This window comes from Halocynthiibacter sp. C4 (genome assembly GCF_028823805.1).
GTDB lineage: Bacteria > Pseudomonadota > Alphaproteobacteria > Rhodobacterales > Rhodobacteraceae > Falsihalocynthiibacter > Falsihalocynthiibacter halioticoli.
Map to the genome: position 1 here is coordinate 444,232 of NZ_JAPEIE010000001.1, position 20,950 is coordinate 465,181.

17 protein-coding genes are annotated in these 20,950 nt (G+C 52.7%); 5 read left to right on the forward strand and 12 right to left on the reverse strand.

All coding sequences use genetic code 11. The annotated features are described in order from the left end of the window. Nucleotides 1-47 precede the first annotated feature (47 nt). Nucleotides 48-536: a GNAT family N-acetyltransferase gene (locus OU789_RS02220; protein ID WP_274652885.1), complete on the forward strand. Its 489-nt coding sequence runs from the start codon at nucleotides 48-50 to the stop codon at nucleotides 534-536. A 569-nt stretch (nucleotides 537-1,105) separates the two neighbouring features. Here OU789_RS02220 and ptsP read toward each other — a convergent pair. The 4 genes from ptsP to OU789_RS02240 all read right to left on the reverse strand — a co-directional run bounded on the left by ptsP (nucleotide 1,106) and on the right by OU789_RS02240 (nucleotide 5,748). After that, the gene (gene ptsP, locus OU789_RS02225; RefSeq protein WP_274652887.1) at nucleotides 1,106-3,358 is read right to left on the reverse strand and encodes a phosphoenolpyruvate--protein phosphotransferase; all 2,253 of its coding nucleotides are present in this window, start codon (nucleotides 3,356-3,358) and stop codon (nucleotides 1,106-1,108) included. A 26-nt stretch (nucleotides 3,359-3,384) separates the two neighbouring features. Further along, the gene (locus OU789_RS02230) at nucleotides 3,385-4,623 is read right to left on the reverse strand and encodes an aspartate kinase (RefSeq protein ID WP_263954088.1); all 1,239 of its coding nucleotides are present in this window, start codon (nucleotides 4,621-4,623) and stop codon (nucleotides 3,385-3,387) included. A 123-nt stretch (nucleotides 4,624-4,746) separates the two neighbouring features. After that, nucleotides 4,747-5,199: a DUF1178 family protein gene (locus tag OU789_RS02235; RefSeq protein ID WP_274652889.1), complete on the reverse strand. Its 453-nt coding sequence runs from the start codon at nucleotides 5,197-5,199 to the stop codon at nucleotides 4,747-4,749. Between the two features lie 84 nt (nucleotides 5,200-5,283). Beyond that, complete coding sequence (locus tag OU789_RS02240; protein ID WP_317134932.1) at nucleotides 5,284-5,748, reverse strand: NUDIX hydrolase; 465 nt, start codon at nucleotides 5,746-5,748, stop codon at nucleotides 5,284-5,286. Between the two features lie 294 nt (nucleotides 5,749-6,042). Here OU789_RS02240 and OU789_RS02245 point away from each other — a divergent pair, with 294 nt between their 5' ends. Then, nucleotides 6,043-8,613: a methyl-accepting chemotaxis protein gene (locus OU789_RS02245; RefSeq protein WP_274652891.1), complete on the forward strand. Its 2,571-nt coding sequence runs from the start codon at nucleotides 6,043-6,045 to the stop codon at nucleotides 8,611-8,613. An 82-nt stretch (nucleotides 8,614-8,695) separates the two neighbouring features. On the opposite strand, the gene OU789_RS02250 is transcribed toward OU789_RS02245, so the two are convergent. From OU789_RS02250 to OU789_RS02275, 6 genes are all read right to left on the reverse strand, one after another. After that, complete coding sequence (locus OU789_RS02250) at nucleotides 8,696-9,775, reverse strand: TFIIB-type zinc finger domain-containing protein (RefSeq protein WP_274652893.1); 1,080 nt, start codon at nucleotides 9,773-9,775, stop codon at nucleotides 8,696-8,698. A gap of 40 nt (nucleotides 9,776-9,815) precedes the next feature. After that, nucleotides 9,816-10,919, reverse strand: coding sequence for an SPFH domain-containing protein (locus tag OU789_RS02255; protein ID WP_274652895.1), 1,104 nt, complete (start codon nucleotides 10,917-10,919; stop codon nucleotides 9,816-9,818). Between the two features lie 2 nt (nucleotides 10,920-10,921). Further along, the gene (locus tag OU789_RS02260; protein WP_274652897.1) at nucleotides 10,922-11,881 is read right to left on the reverse strand and encodes a DUF2927 domain-containing protein; all 960 of its coding nucleotides are present in this window, start codon (nucleotides 11,879-11,881) and stop codon (nucleotides 10,922-10,924) included. After that, a complete protein-coding gene (locus OU789_RS02265; protein ID WP_274652899.1) occupies nucleotides 11,881-13,068 on the reverse strand; it encodes a toxic anion resistance protein in 1,188 nt (395 codons plus the stop codon). Before OU789_RS02265 ends, OU789_RS02260 begins: the two co-directional genes overlap by 1 nt. A gap of 8 nt (nucleotides 13,069-13,076) precedes the next feature. After that, nucleotides 13,077-13,955, reverse strand: coding sequence for a 5-bromo-4-chloroindolyl phosphate hydrolysis family protein (locus OU789_RS02270; protein ID WP_274652901.1), 879 nt, complete (start codon nucleotides 13,953-13,955; stop codon nucleotides 13,077-13,079). 278 nt (nucleotides 13,956-14,233) lie between these two features. Continuing rightward, entirely contained in the window at nucleotides 14,234-15,157 is a 924-nt protein-coding gene (locus OU789_RS02275) for a pseudouridine synthase (RefSeq protein ID WP_274652903.1), read from the reverse strand. Nucleotides 15,158-15,232: 75 nt separating this feature from the next. On the opposite strand from OU789_RS02275, the gene OU789_RS02280 reads away from it, so the two are divergent. Beyond that, entirely contained in the window at nucleotides 15,233-15,685 is a 453-nt protein-coding gene (locus OU789_RS02280; RefSeq protein WP_274652905.1) for a nucleoside deaminase, read from the forward strand. Here OU789_RS02280 and rimO read toward each other — a convergent pair. Then, complete coding sequence (rimO, locus tag OU789_RS02285; RefSeq protein WP_274652907.1) at nucleotides 15,682-17,064, reverse strand: 30S ribosomal protein S12 methylthiotransferase RimO; 1,383 nt, start codon at nucleotides 17,062-17,064, stop codon at nucleotides 15,682-15,684. The genes OU789_RS02280 and rimO overlap by 4 nt on opposite strands. 127 nt (nucleotides 17,065-17,191) lie before the next feature. Between rimO and OU789_RS02290 the strand changes: the two genes are divergently transcribed. After that, a complete protein-coding gene (locus OU789_RS02290; RefSeq protein WP_274652909.1) occupies nucleotides 17,192-19,192 on the forward strand; it encodes an AsmA family protein in 2,001 nt (666 codons plus the stop codon). Nucleotides 19,193-19,249: 57 nt separating this feature from the next. Here the strand turns inward: OU789_RS02290 and OU789_RS02295 are convergent, their stop codons facing one another. Then, nucleotides 19,250-19,825 (reverse strand): GcrA family cell cycle regulator, encoded by a 576-nt coding sequence (locus OU789_RS02295; protein ID WP_263954076.1) that lies wholly within the window; start codon nucleotides 19,823-19,825, stop codon nucleotides 19,250-19,252. Between the two features lie 169 nt (nucleotides 19,826-19,994). On the opposite strand from OU789_RS02295, the gene OU789_RS02300 reads away from it, so the two are divergent. Further along, a complete protein-coding gene (locus OU789_RS02300; protein WP_274652912.1) occupies nucleotides 19,995-20,798 on the forward strand; it encodes an ABC transporter permease in 804 nt (267 codons plus the stop codon). Nucleotides 20,799-20,950 lie beyond the last annotated feature (152 nt).

Below are 20,950 nucleotides of genomic sequence, written 5' to 3' on the forward strand. Positions count from 1 at the left end.
GGTAACGCCGTGTTAGGGGCGTTGCCAGCAAAAACGGAGAAAGTCGCGTGTATCAATTGCACCGCGAGGAAAAATCGGACTGGTGGGAGGTGGAAGCGCTCTATGACCTATGCTTTGCACCGGGTCGAGAGGCGCTTACTTCATATCGGTTTCGTGACGGGGTGCCGCCCGTTGAAGGGTTGTCACTTGTGGCGCGTGATGAAGAGGGCATACTGGCTGGTGCCATCAGGTTTTGGCCGGTTCAAGTTGATAATCAGCCGGTGTTGTTGTTGGGGCCAGTTGCCGTCCATCCGACAAGGCAAGGCGAAGGTTTGGGAGACTTGCTGATCCGCTCCAGCCTTGAGAAAGCAACAAATGAAAGCTGGGAGCGGGTCATGCTTGTGGGGGACGAACCGTATTATGGACGGTTTGGATTTACCCGACTGAATGGGGTGATCATGCCGCCATTAACCAATCCAGAACGTGTACTTGGCCTTGCGTTGCATGCTGGCGCTTGGGATGAATGTGCAGGGCTTGTAGAGAAAATGCCGGTTTGAATTCTGGGAGCCGTATCAGATGCGGTGGGCCAGTTTCTCGCAGGGCGGCGTAGTCTTGAAATCAAGTAAATGCACGCGGCAAGCAGCAAATAGGTCATTGTTCCGGTACCGGAGTAGGCGAGAAGCGCAAGTGTCAGCGAAAATCCGGCGTCCAGAGCCATAATTGCCGAAATGCTTCCAATACAAAATCCCATCACAACAGAGCCGATCATCAAGCGTCCTCCTGATACGCAATTCTTAACTGTGATCGAAGCTACCGAATAATCGTTTCTGGCCGGTTAACGGGGAAAGTATTTTCAGACAGGTTTGTATGAAGGGCGTTATTCTTCAATAAGAAGGGATAATCGCGGCTGCGCAGCAACTGGCGTTTAAGCTATTTGTTTTAAACGATTATTTTGACCTCGCGAAGTCTGACAAAGCCAATGCTAACGTAATTGCGATACCGCTTGCGATGTATAGGAGAAACGAGGATTTCCAACCAACGCCAAGCGCAAGTGCTGCTACTGTAACGATAACAGCAACTAGAAATCCCTTAACCACGAATCGCAATTTCTTGCCTCGGTTTTTGATTAGTCAGCGTCAACGCGCTCGCGCAGCCACTCTTCGATCGCGGGACGCACGGACTGGGCACCGCTATTGCGTGCCTCATCAATCACAGATTTTGCTTCGGCAAGGTTTATGCTTCTAAGCATGCTTTTGATTGGCCCGATTGATGCTGGCCGCATAGAAAGAGTGCGCAGCCCCATCGCCGCAAAGCAAAGTGCTTCGAGAGGGCGCCCAGCGTCCTCGCCGCAGAAAGACACAGGTGTATTTGTGGACTCGCAGCGTTCTACAATTTGCTCAATAAAACTGAGGAAGCTGACATTTAGTGAGTCATATCGCTTGCGAACGCGCTCGTTTTCTCGGTCTGCTGCAAAGAAAAATTGTTTAAGGTCGTTACCGCCAATCGAAATGAAATCACAACTCTCGAAGAATTGCGTGGGGGCATAAGCGAGAGATGGGGTCTCTAACATTGCTCCAATTTCAACGCTTTCGGGCAAGATATGACCGAGGCGGGCTTCGTTCTCGAGCTCTTTCTCCAACAACGCCCGCGCGACACGATATTCATCGAACTGAGCCACGAAGGGAAACATCACAGACAATGGCCGTCCGGCACAGGCGCGGATAAAGGCCTGAAGCTGCATGCGCATAACGCCCGGCTTGTCGAGGCCGAGGCGTATGGCACGCCAGCCCATTGCTGGGTTCGGCTCCTCTTGAGGCTTCATGTAGGGCAGAACTTTATCCGAGCCGATATCCAGCGTGCGGAAAACAACTTTCTGTCCGTCAGCAGCCGCAAGAACGCGCTGATACAGGGCGACCAATTCGCCGCGTTTCGGCATTTGGTTGCGGATCAGAAACTGAAGCTCTGTGCGAAACAGTCCTACGCCATTTGCGCCGGATGATTCCAACGACGGCAAATCGGCCATCAAACCGGCATTCATCGAAAGCCTGATCTCTGTTCCGTCTTTTGTAATCGCAGGCAATTCGCGGATCGAGGAATACTTCTCGGCAGCGGTGGTCTGCATTGCGATCTTGTCGCGGAAAGCAGTTTTAATGCTGTCTTCGGGGCGAAGATGGACGATGCCCTGTTCGCCATCCACGAGCACGTGATCACCGTTAAGGGCTTCGGTGATAATCCGATCGGCGTTGATAACAAGAGGTATTGCGAGCGCACGAGCGACAATCGCTGCATGGCTCCCGACTGACCCTTCTTCAAGGATTATACCTTTGAGGCTGCGGCCATATTCGAGCAACTCTCCGGGGCCAATGTTGCGCGCAACCAATACGGGATCACTGGGCATCTCGGCGCCAGTGTCTTTACCCTGACCGGTCAAAATACGCAGAAGGCGGTTGGAAAGATCGTCAAGATCATGGAGCCGTTCGCGCAAATAGGCGTCCGGCACCTGACTCATGCGCGCGCGCGCTTTGCTTTGTTCTTTCTCGACCGCGGCCTCTGCCGAAAGGCCGCGCGCAATGTCTTCTTCCATGCGCCGCATCCAGCCCTTGGAATTGGCAAACATGCGATAGGCTTCCAGTACCTTTACCTGCTCGGTGTCGCCCGTCATCGCGCCTGCGAGCATCTCATCGACAGACATTCGCAATGTATCAACGGCTTCGTGCAAACGCTCGCGCTCTGCGTGAGGGTCATCAGCGATCGGGTTCGTTACAACGACACGTGGCTCATGGAGAAAGACGTGCCCTTCGGCTGTCCCTTCTTGTCCGACGCCGCCGCGTATCATAACCGGGTGTTGATGACGCGCAGACAGAGCGGCCCCTTCACCGATAAATGCACCGAGCTCTGCCATTTCTGCAAGGACCATCGCAACGACCTCGAGCGCATAGACCTCATCTTCGGAGAATTCGCGGGCGGTTCTGGACTGAACAACAAGAACCCCAAGCGCATCGCCAAGCCGCTGAATCGGGACACCAAGGAAACTGCTGTACATTTCCTCGCCGGTTTCCGGCATATAGCGGAAGCCACGCTCTTTTGGCGCATCAGCAGAGTTCACAACTGAGCCGCTCTTGGCCACGCGACCAACGAGGCCTTCGCCAAGTCGCATACGCGTTTGGTGAACCGCCTCGGCCTTCAACCCTTCAGTCGCACAGAGTTCTAGAGTCTCGTCATCACGGAAGAGGTAGATTGAACACACCTCCGTCGCCATCGAATCTGCGATCAGATGGGTGATGTGATCAAGGCGCTCCTGACCTTCGCTATCTTCGGCCAACGCCTCTCTGAGCCGCCCGAGGAGCTTCCGGCTTTCGCTTTCTGTGCTGTCGGCCATATGGCCCCTTTTGTAATGCCTGTGAACTAAGCCACTTTTTCCAATTCAAAGGCATCATGCAGGGCTTGGACCGCAAGTTCCATATATTTCCGGTCTATAAGCACAGAAACTTTGATCTCTGAGGTTGTAATAACCTTGATATTGATGCCCTCGGCGTTGAGAGCTGCAAACATCTTAGCGGCAACACCTGTGTGGCTTCTCATGCCAATTCCGACAACGCTCACCTTGGCGACATCTGTATCTGTGACGAGGTCATGATAATTGATGCTGCCCGATGTTTTAGCATCTTCCATTGCTTTTTCAGCACGTGCGACCTGATCTGTCGGGAGCGAAAATGTCATGTCGGTACGGCCATCTTCGGAGATGTTCTGCACGATCATGTCAACATTTACGCCTGATTCTGAAAGCGGTCCAAAGATCGCGGCCGCAATGCCTGGGCGGTCAGCAACCGAGATAAGTGTCATCTTCGCTTCGTCACGAGAATAGGCGACGCCAGCTACTACATTGCTTTCCATGATTTCCTCCTCGTCGCACACTAGAGTGCCGGATGTATCTGTTTGTTCGTCAAAAGACGAAAGAACGCGCAGTTTCACTTTATAGCGCATTGCAAGCTCTACCGAGCGCGTTTGCAGAACCTTTGCGCCAAGACTGGCGAGTTCAAGCATCTCTTCAAATGCGATCCGGTCAAGCTTGCGCGCTTTTGAGCTGATGCGCGGATCAGTCGTATAAACACCGTCGACATCAGTATAGATGTCGCAGCGCTCTGCGCCAAATGCGGCAGCAAAAGCAACGGCCGTTGTGTCGGAGCCGCCGCGACCGAGAGTTGTAATCCGACCCTCTGGGCTGACACCTTGGAAACCAGCAACAACCGCAACACGCATCCCTTCGGCAAACTTGCCGTTGATGTTTTCTGTCTGGATGTCTTCAATGCGCGCGGCGCTATGTGCGGATGTCGTTTGCACCGGAACCTGCCAGCCTTGCCAGCTGCGTGCAGGAACGTCCATCTCCTGAAGCGTCAATGCCATGAGGCCTGCTGTTACCTGCTCGCCGGAACTCACCACCGCGTCGTACTCGCGCGCGTCAAATAGCGGTGACGTTTCCTTGACCCAGCCGACCAGCTCGTTCGTTTTGCCCGACATCGCCGAGACAATAACGATTACATCATAGCCCTTCGCAACCTCTACGCCGACGCGTTTGGCTGCGCGCCGAATACGGTCGAGTGTCGCAACAGAAGTGCCCCCGAATTTCATGACCAAAAGCGGCATGGGTGCTCCTTTTTGGTTAAACCGCGTGTGTCTTAGGCGTAAGTGGTCTCAAGAGCAAGAAGGGAAGGAGCAAACAGCGCAAAAGAACGGTCATTCAACGCGCGTTTCGAGTGACAATTGCGGTCAGTTTGTTTTTCGCGCCGGTACGAACGGGAGAGGGGCAACGGGAATGCCATCATCAATTAAAGACTTCGCATCTTTCAGCGAAGTTTCTCCGTAGATAGGGCGCTCCGGCGCATCCCCATCATGGATCGCACGGGCCTCGTCGCTAAACTTGTCACCAACGTAGTCTGATGTTGCTTCTATATGCGCTTTCAGCTCGCGAATTTGCTTTTCGATATCAGCTGGAGGAGCAGGCTGCGCAGAGGTCGCCGCATCAATTGGGTCGGTTTCCGGGGCACGTTTGGCCATCCCCGATTGAACACGTGGCGCCATAACCGCTTTGCTGATCTCTGTATCGCCGCAATCCGGACACGAGACCATCCCAGACGCATTAACCTTTTCAAATGCAGCACCAGATTGAAACCAGCTCTCGAAGCTGTGTTCATTGCTGCATTTCAGGGCAAAGCGGATCATTTAGCGGGTCCTATCTTGGGTGCACTCTTTATATAGGTAAGCGGCGGCTCGTGTTTAAGGCCAATTCAAGCGGCCATGCAATACTTAATAAATCTTGGGGTTGAACCGCTTAAGTATTGCCGCCAATTCTGGCTCTTTCACAAGTTTGGCGGCCTTTTTCGGGCTTACCCATTTGCGTTTGCGGGATTTGCGTTCCGGGTATTCTTTGGCCAGCTTTTTAACTTTGATTGGATAAAGCGCGACAATACACGGAAGCGCTGCTTTTGTGTCTGGGTCTTTCGTATAGGAATAGACGCCTACACAGAATTCTTTAACTTTGCCTTTCGCGCCAGCTTCTTCCCAAGCTTCGATAGCGGCGGCTTCTCCAGCTGTTTGTCCATCCATCGGCCACCCTTTTGGCACAATCCATCGGCCAGAGCGCCGCGTTGTAACCAGAAGAACCTGAACGCGTGCATTTACCACGCGATAACAAATAGCTCCAAACTGCGTTCGAATCCCGCGCTTTCCTTCCGCGGGAAGATACAAAGGTTGCGGGCTTATGCGTGCCACTTTCTTTTTCTCAACTTTTTTTCTGATGGCGTCACCTGATATCTAACGCCAATTTTCCATTGATAATCAGAGATTGGCAAGATGTTTGTCCGAATTTGACAGTTACAGAAGCATGCCTGCCACCCCCAAGTTTGTTTCGCGGCTTTTTAATCAAAGTTTGTGAACAACACGCGTTTGAGAGCCGCGGCCTTAAACCGTTCGAAAGATTCGCGCTCTAGCGTCAGGGCAAGTGGGGCTGTGTCCCGTAGATTGGTATCCCAAGCGGGATGCGCCTTTTACTCTGAGGGAGTTTTTATGTCGCTGATCTCTTCATTGCGGAAGTCCGTCGGCTCGTTTCGATCCGTGTTCTTTCGTGTCTCTGCCATCATGGCCGTTTGTACCGCTGCTGTCGCGGGCACGATGGCTTACATGTCGTATGTCTCTAGCAAAGACATCGCTGAAAACAACACACGAGCATTTGCTCAAAAAGTAACGACATTTTCAGCAAGCCAAAGCGCGAGCGCGATCAGGTTTGGCAACAAGGAAGCTCTTGATTCAATTGTCAAAGGAGCGGTTTCCTCCTCACAGGGTAGCGCCCTAGACAGTCTCGTTCTGAACTTGAAAAGCGAGGTCATTTATAGTCACGAGAATAAGGATCTAGGCGGAACAGAACTATATGAACTAGCCGCAAAAGCAGTTTCAAGCGGAGCGGCGCAAACCTCTGCCGACGGTTTTCAAATCGCAATGCCTGCGTTTTTTGGGAAGAGTAATGACCTCGTTGGAGCAATTGCCTTCTCTTGGACCCCTGAGCTGGTGCTTGCAGAGATGAAAAAGGATCAGATCCAGACGTTGCTCATTGCGGCTGCGGTTTTCCTGATTGCCTTGGTCTCGGTAATGTTTGTGCTGCGCGCTTTACTTTCAAAACCACTCGTCCAAGTTCGTCATGCGATGGAAGACGTCGCGAAGGCTAACTACGAAGCAGAGGTCCCAAGTCAGAAGCGCAACGATGAGATCGGCGACATCGCGCGATCCTTGGAAGAGTTCCGCCAGACGCTGCAAGATGCCGAGAAAAGTGCGCGGGAGAGCCAATTTAAAGGAGCCGCGTTTGAATCCTCTTCGTCTGCGATGATGATGGTCAATAAAGAGCTCAGAATAAACTACGTGAACTCTGCGTTTTTTGCGCTTCTGAAAGATAACGAAGCGGCTCTTCCCAAAGCAATCAGAAGCTCCGAGATCAATGACATTATTGGCAAGCCCTATGCTGAATTACTTGGAGGTGATCACAGTATCGAGCGCATTCTTTCGGATACGGATAATCTGCCTCATATCTCGGATATTGTTCTGGACGATGTCCGAATTTCACAGTCGATCAATATCGTACATGACGCGCGTGGGGCGCCTATTGGCCGCGTGATTGAATGGAAAGATGTTACAGAAGAGCGCCTGAACAGAGCAATTCTAACGTCTCTTGATGCAAGCCAAGCACGTGTGGAATTCCAGCCCGACGGAAAAGTTATTAAGGCAAATGATAATTTCTGTTCTGTAGTCGAGAGGACAGAGCGGGAAGTGTCTGGGAAGCAAGGTCAGGATTTACTTCCGCAAAATGAGCTAGCGAATAGAGATGACACGCCTATGTGGAACGCTCTCGCAAACGGACAATCTGTGGTCGGCCGTTTCAATTACCGCGATGGTTCAGGAAAAACAGCAATATTTGATGGCAGCTTCAGTCCAGTTGTCGATCGAGAAGGCAATGTTAGTCGAATTGTCATGATTGCGAATGATGTAACAACTGCACAGCTCGAGCTCCAAACTGCAGAAGAAACACGAGCCAAAATGGAAGCCGAGCAAAGTGCCGTAGTAGACGGATTGCGCGTTGGGCTGAAAAAGCTTTCAAACGGCGATCTGTCTGCAAAAATCGAAAAAAGTTTTGCACCAGAATATGAACAACTCCGCAACGATTTTAACCATGCGATCGAGGCGCTTTGCCTAGCCATGACAAGCGTGGTCGAAAACTCAAACATGATCCGCAACGAAACCGGCGAAATTAGTAAAGCGGCTGATGACCTTTCACGGCGTACAGAAACCCAAGCCGCAACTCTGGAAGAAACCGCGGCCGCGCTTGAAGAAATGACGTCCTCGGTTTCTTCCGCGGCTGATGGCGCAGCACTTGCACGGAAGATGGTGACAGAAGCGCGCGACAATGCAGAGGCCAGTGGCGATGTCGTTAGAGAAGCAGTTACAGCGATGAGCGAGATTGCAAGTTCGTCGCAACAGATATCCAAGATTACAGGCGTCATCGACGATATCGCCTTTCAAACAAATCTACTCGCACTTAACGCCGGTGTTGAAGCCGCCAGAGCGGGGGACGCTGGCCGAGGGTTTGCAGTGGTCGCTACGGAGGTACGTGACTTAGCTCAGCGCTCTTCAGATGCAGCACGCGAAATTAATGGGTTGATCTCTACGAGTGAAAACCACGTTAAGCGAGGGGTAGATCTGGTTGACCAAACTGGTGACGCATTGAAAGGAATTTTTGATCGCGTATCAGAGATTTCGAGCCATGTTGCGGAGATCGCAGTCTCTGCGGAAGAACAATCTCGAGGGCTCGCAGAGATCAATACAGCGGTCAATCAACTCGACCAAGTTACACAACAAAACGCAGCTATGTTTGAAGAAACAACTGCGGCAAGCCACGCGTTGACCGGTGAAGCTGAAAATTTGGCGAACACAATGGCTCAGTTCAACACAGGTAACCTATCACCACAGGTTTCGAGCCCAATTCCAATAAGTTCGCCTCCTTCTCCTGGAGCGAATTCTGTTGCGGTAAAGTCTGTCGTTAATGGAAGTTCGCTTCCGGATAGAATCGACGACGGGTGGGAAGATTTTTGAATGTAATGGCCCACCGGGTTTAGTTCGGTGGGCATGTTTGAGAGAGGCTAAGCGCGTTAATCGCCATGCAATACCAAAAGCGTCACTGCGTGAAATACATACCTGCGGCAAGCGCTATCACTGCAAACAATACCGCAAACAAGATCTTCCAAATTGAATAAGGACGTTCCCCTTGAACCTTCCCAGTTTGGCCATTTACAACAAAGCGATAGGACTTCCCTCTGTACTTGTAAGCGGCCATCCAGATCGGAGCTAAAATGTGCTTAAATGTTATGTCTGAGTACTGAGTTTCGGCGCGATCAATTCTTTGACGGTCTCCCCCGATATCGAAACGAATGTCTCGGCGAATTCGGTTGGCCATAACGTCTTTTGCAATAATGAAGCCTTCATCAAGTCCAACTGAGTATCCCTCCGACATAAAACCGGCAAGAAAGCGTGGCTGATAGGTTTCAAGAGATGAGAGGTCCCACGGATGCAAGCCATCTGCGTAACTCTTAGGAAGCGAATGGCTTGCCATAACCAAAACGTCATCAAAAAATCGCGATACCCGACCGGAGACAGAAACCCACCGAACTTTCACAACAGTTCGTTTTTGCCGCTTGCCATCAATGACAACTGTTTTGGTGGTTGTATATTCAGTTCCTCTGCCGCCAGTGTACCGGGTTTTGGTTTGGGTGTCATACGTCCAGTAAGGAATGTACACACCTTGCATTTTGCGCCCTTTACGTGCGTAAGCGGCAAGCCCGTTTGGAGCGAACCAAAGCCTGCCAAGCCATTTTTCCATATGATCGTGCGCTTCTCGCTCAGGAATAGCAAAAGGGAGAACCGCTTTCGGCTTTATCACGCGATGCAAGCCGGTATCAGTCACGACCGGTGTGGCACAAAATGGGCATTCGTCCGCGTGGACCTGCTCATCGAAGGTGATTTGAGCGCCGCAATTTGTACAATTGGTTACCCTTCGCTCTTCTAACTGTTCTTCGGACAGCGAATTACTTAACGCGTCTTGAAAATCCATCTCTAGAATTTCAGGGGACGTGGGGTTCTCAGGTGTTTCGGTATACCCGCAATGATCGCAAGTTAAGACGCCGGTTTCGGGCGAAAACCTAAGATCCGCACCACATTGCTCACAGGGGAAACGGTGTTCCTCGTGGGGGCTGTTCATATCTGAATGTCCTCAAATCCCATACCCAAAAGGCTCGTTCTTAAGGTAGCGGGGGCGGTGGAGGTAGCACCGTAAACAAGGTTGCGAGGTCTGAAACGTCTTCTGCTTTCTTCCACCCATCGAGCCCAGCGGTCCAAACTAAGCTTTCGCGCGTCAGGCGCCCGTCGGTCGCCATTTGCCCCATAGTTGCCCTGGAGAATGGGCCTGTTGTTTTACCATTTTTTGCGATGTGCCATACTTTTTCGACCGGTGGCGGCGGAGGTGCGCTGGAAGGGGAGGCGGGTCTTGGTCCCCACGGTCCAGCGAGTTGGCCCGCCATGGCAAGCCCCATTCCGGCGCCTATGCCCGCCGCCATTCCGCCGCCTGCTGGGTTTTGTGCAGCTGCTGTCATGGCTTCAGCAGCGGAGAACTGGGTGTAGGTTGCCATGTCGCCAACAATTCCGACCGATGTCCTTTTGTCGAGGGCTGCTTCTACTGCTGGGGGTAGGCTTATATTTTCGATGTATAATTCAGGTAAAACCAGTCCATACTCTGCGACTTGGGCGCTGATCTGACTGGCTATGAGTTTACTCAAGTCAGCGGTGTTTGCCGCCATGTCCAAGACTGGAATGCCGCTTCCGGCAATCGAACGGCTAAACTCTTGAACGATGATATTTCGTATCTGGAAGCTTATCTCATCCATCGTGAATTCACCATCGGTCCCGACAATCTCGCGCAGGAAAACCGCCGGGTCGGACACACGCACACTATAGGTGCCATAAGCCCGTAAGCGCACCGGACCAAACTCAGGATCGCGGCAAATGATCGGATTCTTCGTCCCCCACTTAAGGTCGTTGAACCGAGTGGTGTTCACAAAATAAATTTCGGATTTGAAGGGGCTTTTGAAGCCATGGTCCCAGTGCTGCAGCGTTGTCAGTACGGGCATATTGTTGGTTTCAAGAAGGTAGAGTCCGGGCGTGAAGACATCCGCCAGTTGCCCCTCGTGGATGAAAACTGCGGCCTGCCCTTCACGGACAGTCAGCTTTGCACCGTATTTAATCTCGTGTCCTTCACGCTCAAATCGCCAAACCATGGTATCGCGCGTGTCGTCGGTCCAATGAATGACATCAATGAACTCACCGGTAAGAAAATCAAAAATTCCCATTTCTACCTCCCTGATTGGGCTATCTTTTCGCCACCCATCAATTCTGTGGCAATTTCATTGACGATCGGGCGGGCCGTACTCGCATCCATTCCAGCGGAAAGCCGAGAGTCATATAAAATTCGAAGCAGTTGCTCGTCATGTGTCGTTAGCAAAGCGAACTCCTCGTCATCGTTGAAAATCGATGGTCGCGCGGCATCGCTGTCGTTTGATAGTCCTAGGCTTTGCGCAATTTCTTCGTGAATGCAGCTTTGGCGAAGCAAGTCTGGATGCTCTTCTCGAATGATAACAACCGCGCTTCCTATGACGTTGGGGTTGCCGCTTTCGCTGTGGGATTGAGTGATGCACAGGTCATTTTTCGTGATGTTTATCAGTGCGTTGACTTCTCTTTGAGCAATGCCGGGTACGTACTCTTGCAAGAGAGGTGCTATTTCGCGCCGTTCATCCTCGTTCAAAATCAGTACGTGAAGATTAGCGTTTCTAGCCGATCCAGTTGAAACAGGATGCTTTGTTGCCGATGCCAGCCTGCGCGCAAATCTCTCGACTTCGGATGTATCTTTGCGGCGGCTTTCCGGTGAAACAGACTCTCCGAACTCGACGCTGATAACAACGGGTCTTTCCCAACGACGTAGGGGCGTTGCCATTTCCTGCGCGATGAGGCGGTCGTTAAGCGGCGAAAACTCCGCAAAGAATGCGATTTTCATAAAATTCTGCGTGAGGTCGTTTGCGTCAAATGGAACGTCAACGCCGCCTCCATCCGTGCGCAGCAAACCGCGAACAAGATAGTCTTCTTGGAGGCTAGCGAAATGCTGAATATAGAACTCACTCAGTTCCGAGCGCGTCGGCGCAGGGACTTCTGGGCGCGGTTTCGGCATCGGCATTGGTGGCGGCGCGCTCTGACAGGCAGCGAGCAAAAGAATGCTCGCCGCTCCAACAGTTTTTAATGCGCGCCGGAATGTGCTCATTAGTTCACGGACGTCCCGATTTCACTTCCGGTCTTGTCTCCGCGCGCCTTTGCTGATGCGAGAGTTTCTTTAAGCTCGTGCTCGAGACGGACAAGCTCTTCTTCTGCTTCGGCGCGTCGGCGTTTGCCTTCGTCAGCGATGGCAAGGCTATCGTTGATTGTACCGATCAGAGTTTCATTCGCTGCTTTCACGGCCTCAATATCGAATACACCACGCTCCATTTCTTCTCTGACAACTTTGTTGGCTTGGCGAAGGTTATCGGCGTTGGCCGTTAGCAATTCGTTTGTCAAATCATTTGCATCTCTGACGGCATGTGCTGCTTCGGAGCTGCGTTGAATTGTGACGGCTTGGGCCAATTGGGTTTCCCAAAGCGGAACGGTGTTGACCAAAGTAGAGTTGATTTTCGTAACGAGAGATTTGTCGTTCTCTTGTACGAGACGAATGGACGGCAAGCTCTGCATTGTAACTTGCCGTGTAAGCTTTAGGTCGTGAACGCGACGCTCAAGATCATCACGTGCTGCGCGAATGTCACGAAGCTCTTGGGCCGCCATCACAGCGTCGTTCTCGGCGGCTTTGTTAACTGCAGCCTCTTTCTCCGGAATGGTCTTTGTGTCGAGTTCTTCGATTTTTTCTTCGCCCGCTGTGATGTACAGCCCGAGTTCATCATAGAAGCTCAGGGTCTTGTCATACAGGTTATCAAGCGACTTAATATCCTTCAGCAGCTTGTGCTCATGTGTGAGGAGGCTGTCAGTAATCTTGTCGATTTGCCCCTGAACGTCCTCGAACTTTGCAAGAAATTTTGCAAAAGGAGCGGCGCGTCCGGTGAGGCGTTCCCACCAACTGCGCTTCCGCCGAACGTCTAGCTCAGAAACACTAAAGCCGCGTATCGTCGAAACAATGCTTCTCAGGCTGTCACCAGCAGGGCCGACATCCTTATTCTTCACATCGCTCAGCATAGCTTGCGAAATGGTTTGCAACTCTGCTTGTGCGGATGAGCCGAAGTTCACAATTGATCCTGTATCAGTCAGATCTAACTCATCCATACGTTTTTGGATTTCTTCCGCGATGGGCGGTTCGGCTTCCTTGAGTGTGACAAGGCTGTTTGTGGGCTCTGCAAGCTCTACTTTTGCGACCTCTTCAACCAATTCGGTTGCTTTCTCGGCTTGTTTGCGAATGTTTTCGTCCATAATTCCCCCTATACACCTTCGCGCGCTAAGCGCTCTCGAAGGACTTCGATTTCAACATCAAGATCGCCTTTGTCCGCCTCAAGAAGTGAACGCGTGCGGGCTGCGAAATTTGTTTCAAGGTCAGTAAGTAAATTCTCGTAATCTAGTCTGGCTTGCTGGTTCTGGGTGCGGCTGTAAATGTCGGCAAATTTGGTTGTCGCGTCTCGAGCACCCATTAGGTAGACGCCCATGTAGCGACGCGCGGCGGAAAGGTCGCGCGGATCTTCCTCAACGGTCCGAAAGAGATCGCGCGCAACAGTCTGGAATTGTTCCACGCGAGCGATAAGCTGTCGGTCTTCCGCACGCCGGATCGCCTTTGACATGTACTCAAGGTGCTTTTCCGCTTCTGCAACCGCGCGGGCAACCCGATCTTGTTGAAATTCGTCAGCGCCTTCGGTCCCTTTGGATTTCAAAGGATCGGGGCCGAACGAAATCAAATGAAGTGCGGACCCCAAAACAAAATAGAGGCCCGCTTCAAAAGCTCCGCCGCCGCCAGCAAGTCCGGCAACACTAAGCCCACAACCAGTTAGAACTGAGCCGAATATCTTGCGTGGAAACGCGGGTTTTCGGGCAACGCGCCTTGCATCATAGGCTTCGTGAGCAAGCACACCTTCACGGGTAAGCCACGCTGCTGCCAACAGCAGCGCAACTGCGAGGAGAGAGAGAGCCATTTGAGCGGGCTCGCGAAAGAATGCGAGCAGGGCAAGTGGCAGCGGAGTAAAGAAAAGGATGTTCAGTCGCGCGGCCGCGCGCGCCGGTTTCTTGCCGCGAAACGGGTGCGAAGGGGGCTGCGATTGCCCCTCTGTTGTGCCATTCGGGCTGTATTTCCCTCCGAAACGCTGGGCCATTATGCCCCTCCGGAGATTGAAACATATAGCGTCAATACCACCAAAAGAATGAACGCAAGTTTTTGAATACCTGTCCCAGCCATGAATTCCCCCATGCGGGTGCTTTAAAATTACTTTAAGATATAGGGCAGTACACCGATTCATGCTAGCGCATGGCCCGAATTTTTAAGGGGGAAATTTCGGATGAGCGAAGCACGACTGGATGCGCCGCCGCATCCGAAGCTGGCGCGAATAAAATTTTTGCCTCTCGTTCAAGAAGCTAACAGTCGCGAAATCGCCTAGGATTTATTGCGCTTATGCGGTGGCCGGGCGTTTGTTGTCTTGCGTGGTTTCTTCGCCGATCTTGCGCCGGAAGCGCCTGATTTCGCCGCTCCCTTGAAACCTGCTGCCTTGCCTTTTGCTGCGGGTTCTTTGCGTTTTCGCACTGGCATCGGCTTTGAAGGTTTCCCTTCATCCTGCGCGAGGCCGAGTTGGTCGCGTAGGACGCGCTGCTTCACTTCTTCGACTTCACCTGGCTTAAGTTCGCCAAGCCTGAAAGGACCATAAGATACACGCAACAAGCGGTTCACAGTTAGCCCAATCGCCGCCATTGCGCGCCGGATCTCGCGGTTCTTGCCTTCGCGGATAGAGACCGTCAGCCACGCGTTTGCGCCTTGTTGGCGATCCAAGGATACGATCATGGGCTGGAATGTCTCGCCATCCACGCTGATCCCTTTGCGCAACGGTTCGAGGGTTGTTTCATCGGGGCGGCCATTCACACGAACGCGATAGCGGCGCAGCCATCCGGTAGAAGGCAACTCAAGCTTGCGTTTAATGCCGCCGTCATTCGTTAGAAGCAGGAGCCCCTCCGAATTGATGTCCAGCCGGCCAACGCTCAAAACGCGCCCCAACTCTTCTGGCAGGGCGTCAAATACTGTCTCTCGGCCTTTTTCGTCGCTTTCTGTCGTCACGAGACCGAGCGGCTTATAGTAAAGCCACATACGTGCGTGCTCTGGTTCGGCAAGCGGCTTCCCGTCGACTTCGATCTTGTCCTTTTCAGTAACGTTCAAAGCGGGGCTGTCTATCACCTTGCCATTGACCGATACCCGACCGGCTTCAATCATCCGCTCGGCCTCGCGGCGCGACGCAACGCCCGCTCGGGCTAGAACTTTGGCGATCCGGTCGCCTGATTTTGTGGTCGGTGTATTGGCTGATTTTTCCATAGGCTCGCTCTATAGCAGTTCTTGGAGAATAGAAAGCAGCTTGGCATAGAACCCAGAACGAGGCAAAACGATGCCATGACACGCTTCAACAGCTATATGAAACATGCGCTTATCCAAGCAAAGGACGCCGCAGAGCGTGGGGAAGTGCCTGTCGGCGCGGTGCTGGTCTCTGGAGCTGGGGAAATGCTTGCGGAGAATGGCAATCGGACACGTGAACTTAATGACCCCACCGCGCACGCAGAGGTTCTTGTCATAAGAGAAGCATGTTCAAAGCTTCAGACCGAGCGACTTACCGATTGCGATCTTTACGTCACGCTAGAGCCTTGTCCGATGTGTGCAATGGCCATTTCAGCGGCGCGTATCCGGCGTGTTTATTATGGGGCGGCCGATCCGAAGTCCGGCGGTATTGCGCAGGGGCCGCGAATTTTCGCACACCCGCAGGCACATCATGTTCCTGAAGTATATGATGGCATTTCGGCGCAAGAGTCAGAAGAACTGCTAAAAAGCTTCTTCAAATCTCGCCGCTAAACGGCTTTGCCCCAAAGGTCGTATTCACTTGCCTCATCTACTTTAACCGTAAGCATATCGCCCGGTTTCAGGGTCTCAAACCCTTCGTCGATAAACAGGTTCCCGTCGATTTCGGGCGCATCGGCTTTGGTACGGCATGTGGCGGCTTCGTCGTCCACCTCGTCAACAATGACGTCCTGAAGCGTTCCGACCTTGCGCTCAAGTTTCGCGGCCGAGATGGATTGTGAAACTTCCATAAATCGGTGCCAACGCTCTTCTTTTACTTCGGCAGGAACGTGATCGGGGAGGGCATTGCTTCGCGCGCCTTCGACGTTTTCGTATTGGAAGCAGCCCACGCGATCGAGTTGCGCCTCTTGCAGCCAGTCGAGCAGATGCTGAAACTCTTCTTCGGTTTCACCAGGATAGCCGACGATAAAAGTGCTGCGCAGCGTTATATCGGGGCAAATCTCGCGCCACGCATTGATTTCGTCCAGCGTTTTGGCGCCAGCCGCGGGGCGTGCCATACGACGCAGAACATCTGGGTGGCTGTGTTGAAACGGGATGTCGAGATAAGGGAGAATGTGTCCGTCCGCCATCAACGGAATGAGATCACGTACATGGGGATAAGGATAAACATAGTGCAGCCGAACCCAAGCGCCCAAACTCCCCAGTTCGCGAGCGAGATCAGTGATATGGCTCCGCACTTCGCCATCTTTCCAAGGGTTTACATCATACTTGCGGTCAAGGCCGTAGGCGCTGGTGTCTTGGGAAATGACCAAGAGTTCCTTTACGCCCGCATCAACAAGCTTTTCAGCCTCGCGCAAAACTGCGTGTGCAGGGCGCGACTGAAGTTTGCCGCGCATGTCGGGGATAATGCAGAACTTGCATTTGTGGTTACAGCCCTCGGAAATTTTGAGATAGCTGAAGTGGCGCGGCGTAAGCGAAACTCCACGGGCGGGAAGAAGGTCAACAAACGGATCGGGGCTTGGCGGCACAGCTTGGTGAACCGCATCAAGCACTTGTTCGTATTGGTGTGGGCCAGTTACAGCCAAAACGCTTGGATGAGCGCCGGTAATGTATTCAGGTTCTGCGCCCAAACATCCCGTTACAATGACGCGGCCGTTTTCGTTGATCGCTTCGCCAATCGCCTCAAGGCTCTCTGCCTTCGCACTATCCAGAAAACCGCAGGTATTGACGATCACAGCCTCTGCTCCGCCATAGTCCGGAGAGATAGCATACCCTTCGGCGCGCAGACGTGTAAGGATGCGCTCGCTATCCACCAATGCTTTCGGGCACCCAAGGCTCACCATACCGATTTTCGGCTGGCCCTCTCGAATGGGGTCAGAGATTTGCGCGCGTGGTGCAAGGTCGGGGCGGAGTTCTGGCGGATTCTGGCTCATGGCGTGGCTATACACTGGCGTTTGATGCGGAGCAAAGACAAACATAAGCGAAGTCACACTGAGGTGAGGGCCATTGTGGGCAGTTGAAATGGCGCTTACACAGGAAAGAAAATAATTGAGGTGAGCTATGCGTTGGATTTATCGGGGTGTCGCATTCCTATTTACCCTCGGCTTTCTTGCACTTGTCGCACTCGCGCTTATTCCTGGTCAAAAGCTCGCGGACCTCGCGAGCGAGCGGTTGAAAATTGTAACCGGACGAGATGTTCAGATAGAAGGCGATGTAACAACAAGCTTGTTTCCGCATCTGTCGATTACAACCGGACCTGTTAAGCTGGCAAATGCAGATTGGTCAGAATCTGGCCCGATGATCACTGCTGAAGGTTTGAAGGTTGGTGTCTCCTTCTTTTCGTTGCTGAGCGGCGATGTCGTGATCAAGACGGTTGAGTTTAATCAACCAAAAATTCTGCTCGAAATTACTGAGGATGGCCGCGAAAACTGGTCATTTGACGAGAAGACCATTCAAGTCGTGAAGGCACCATCCTCAAATGAAGGGGGCAGCGAAAAAGTTGCAACCTCAAGGTCCTACAGCGTTGACGAGGCTGCGGTGAAGGGGGCGGACATCCGTTTCATTGACCATCAGAATGGACGGCAGGAGCGGTTTCAAAATGTGGACTTCACGCTTCGGATGCCAGATGCAGATGGTGCGATTAAGGTTGTCGGATCGGGTGAGTATTCCGGCGCTGTCGTGAAAATGGGAGCGACCGTTACCAACGCTCGAAACTTCATTGATGGGCTCGTGACACCGCTTGAAATTTCGGCCGAATATGGCGGTGTTAAAGCGAGCTTCGATGGTAAGCTGGGCCTCGGCAATTTCGAGTTTGACGGGCAACTATCAGCACATGCCAATGACCTGCCGGCTTTCTCGGCGCGTTTTGGTGGCGCAGGGGGCGTATTCGACGGTGCGTTCGCGCTTTCAGGAAAAGCAACACGTACAGACGACGGCGCGCTCTTTTTACGCTCTGGGCGCATCGCGATTGGTGAAAATGAAGTGCGCGGGGATGTCGACCTCCTTCCGGGAAAGGATCGGCCGAAATTGAAAGCAGCGTTGACGGCGGACGTCTTGGACTTTTCCGAAACTTCAAAATCGCGAAATTCACAAGGCAAGCCGCAGTCCGCTCGGCCAAAGAAACCCAAAACACAAACGGGTTGGCCCAAAGATCAAATCAGCACTGATTTTCTATTTCTGACCGATGCTGAAGTTTCCCTTCGGGCAAACAAGCTTGTTCTTGGCGGTTTGAAGCTTGGCAAAAGTCAGATTCTAACGCGGGTCGAAGCGGGTAGGGCTGTGTTCGCGCTTGAACAAACCGCTGCCTATGACGGTGCGCTTTCGGGGCAGTTTGTTATGAATGGGCGAGGTGGGCTTTCTGTTGGCGGAAATCTTGCAGCAGCAAACGTTGATGTGGAGCCGCTTCTCATCGACCTTGTTGATCTAGAACGTTTTTCCGGAAAGGGAGATTTTTCGATCGAGTTCCTTGGCGTCGGAGAATCCGTTGATGAAATCATGCATAACTTCTCTGGTTCTGCTCAACTTGCTATGCGCAAAGGCGCGCTTAAGGGTGTCGATCTGAAGCGGATGATTGCGAATACAGACCCGGATCAGCAAGGTGATGGCAAGCGGACGATTTTTGACAGCCTGACGGCATCTTTCGATATCGAGAATGGAATTGCGCGTACGGATGATCTTGATGTTCGGGCAAATGGGCTGACCGCTGTTGGTACAGGTGAAGTCGACCTCGGCGAGCAGATGCTTGACTTCCGCGTCGTCCCGACCGCGCTTGTAAAAGAAGACGGTACTGGCGGCGTAAAGGTTCCTGTTCGGATCAAAGGCCCGTGGGCGGGGCCGCGCTATTTCCTCGATGTTGAGGCGCTAAACGCCAAGGATTTGGATATTGATCAAGAAGATCTTGAAAAGAAGGTGAAAAAGGCGAGGAAGAAAGTAAAGAACGACATCGCCAAGAAGCTTGGGATCAAACAGAAAAAGGGCGAGAGCTTGGAAGATGCCGCGCGCCGAACGATTGAGGAGACCGCGACCAAGGAGCTTATGAAGATTCTGGGCGGTGGCAACTAGACGGAAATAAAAAGGGCGCCCGATGAGGCGCCCTTAATGTTTGAATGTTTCGAAGCCTTAGCGGCGACGGTCCCGGCGGCTACTCATTGGCTGGAATGCAACGCCGACATGCGCTTCGCAGTAAGGTTTTCCAGTCTGAACATTGAGGCCGCAAAACCAGAATTCGTCTGTGGCGGGGTCACCAATAGGCCATTTGCATGTGCGCTCGGTCAACTCCATCAGTGAAAGCTTCTTGGCCGTCTTTTCAACTTCACGAACCGATGCCAGCGCTTCAGGGCTGATTTCATTGGCCGAGGGTTGTGGAGGCAATGGCTGTCCCGCAGGAATGATCGCTTTGCGCGCAGGTGTCGCTGGGCGTGCTGGGGCTTCCGCAGGGGCGGCAGCTTTTTCCGCTGCCGGAGCGGCCTTTGGTGTGGCCGGCTTAGCGCGCGCGGCTGGCTTTGCCGCTGCGGGCTTTTCTTTGGCTTTTGGCTTGGCGCTGCTGGTCGTGCGGTTGGAAAGGCCAAGACGGTGCACCTTGCCGATAACGGCGTTTCTGGTAACGCCGCCAAGTTCCTTGGCAATCTGGCTCGCGGACTGGCCTTCGCCCCACATTTTTTTCAGGGTTTCGACGCGCTCATCTGTCCAGGACATATAACTTCCTTTGGTTCGGTTCGCGGGATAAAGACCGCACAAAACAGTCTCGCAGGCCGCAACCTGAAAGAATTCAACTGACCCCCTATTTTAATCACCCCGCAACGGGATACAAGGCACAGGAGTCGATTCAGGTTGAATCCGGGAAATTAGTTGAGGAAGTATGAGCATGCAGGCGGAATATTCGGAGCAGAAACGCAAGTTTGGCCGGATCAACTGGCTTGGAACCTATACGCTCGCCCAACGCGAGATACGCCGTTTCGTCGTCGTCTGGACGCAAACGCTTCTGGCTCCGTTGGTTACTGCTGCATTGTTCCTTGCAATATTCACCGTTGCAATCGGGCCGACCCGTGGCGACGTAAACGGGGTGCCGTTCCTGCATTTCATCGCGCCGGGTATTCTAATGATGACCGTTATTCAGAACGCGTTTGCGAATACTTCATCTTCCATCACCGTTGCGAAGGTTCAGGGCAATATCGTCGATACATTGATGCCGCCGCTTTCCCCTATTGAACTCGTCGCCGGATACCTAGCGGGTGCGATAGGGCGCGGGATGCTTGTTGCCGTTGTTATCGGCCTTGGTATGAGCTTGATCTTGGGCATCGAGATTCATCATCCGATCTGGGCTCTGGTCTTTGCGTTTCTTGGCAGCGCGATGCTTGGGGGGCTTGGAATTCTTGCTGGCGTCTATTCCAATAAGTTCGATCAGGTTGCGGCGATCACCAACTTCATCGTGACCCCTTTGGCGTTCTTGTCCGGAACCTTTTACTCCATAGATGCGCTGCCGCCACTTATCCAAACTCTCACACGTGCCAATCCGATTTACTACCTGATTGATGGTGTGCGCTATGGAGTGCTTGGAGGAGCGGAGACAGGCCCATGGCTTGGGTTGCTGATCTGTGTCGCGACGACCGGTTGCATTATTGCAATATGTTGGGCGTGGTTCCGCAAGGGCTATCGGCTCAAACCATAAAAAGCTTGTCAGCTCCGGCCGCTCCCGTCTATACGAGCCGCATGATCAACGCTGCGAACATATCTTTCCGACGCCGACGCTAAGTATAGCTGCGGCCAATTCGCTATTGATTTCGCGCAATATTGCGCAACACTCCTCAAAATCTTGACACA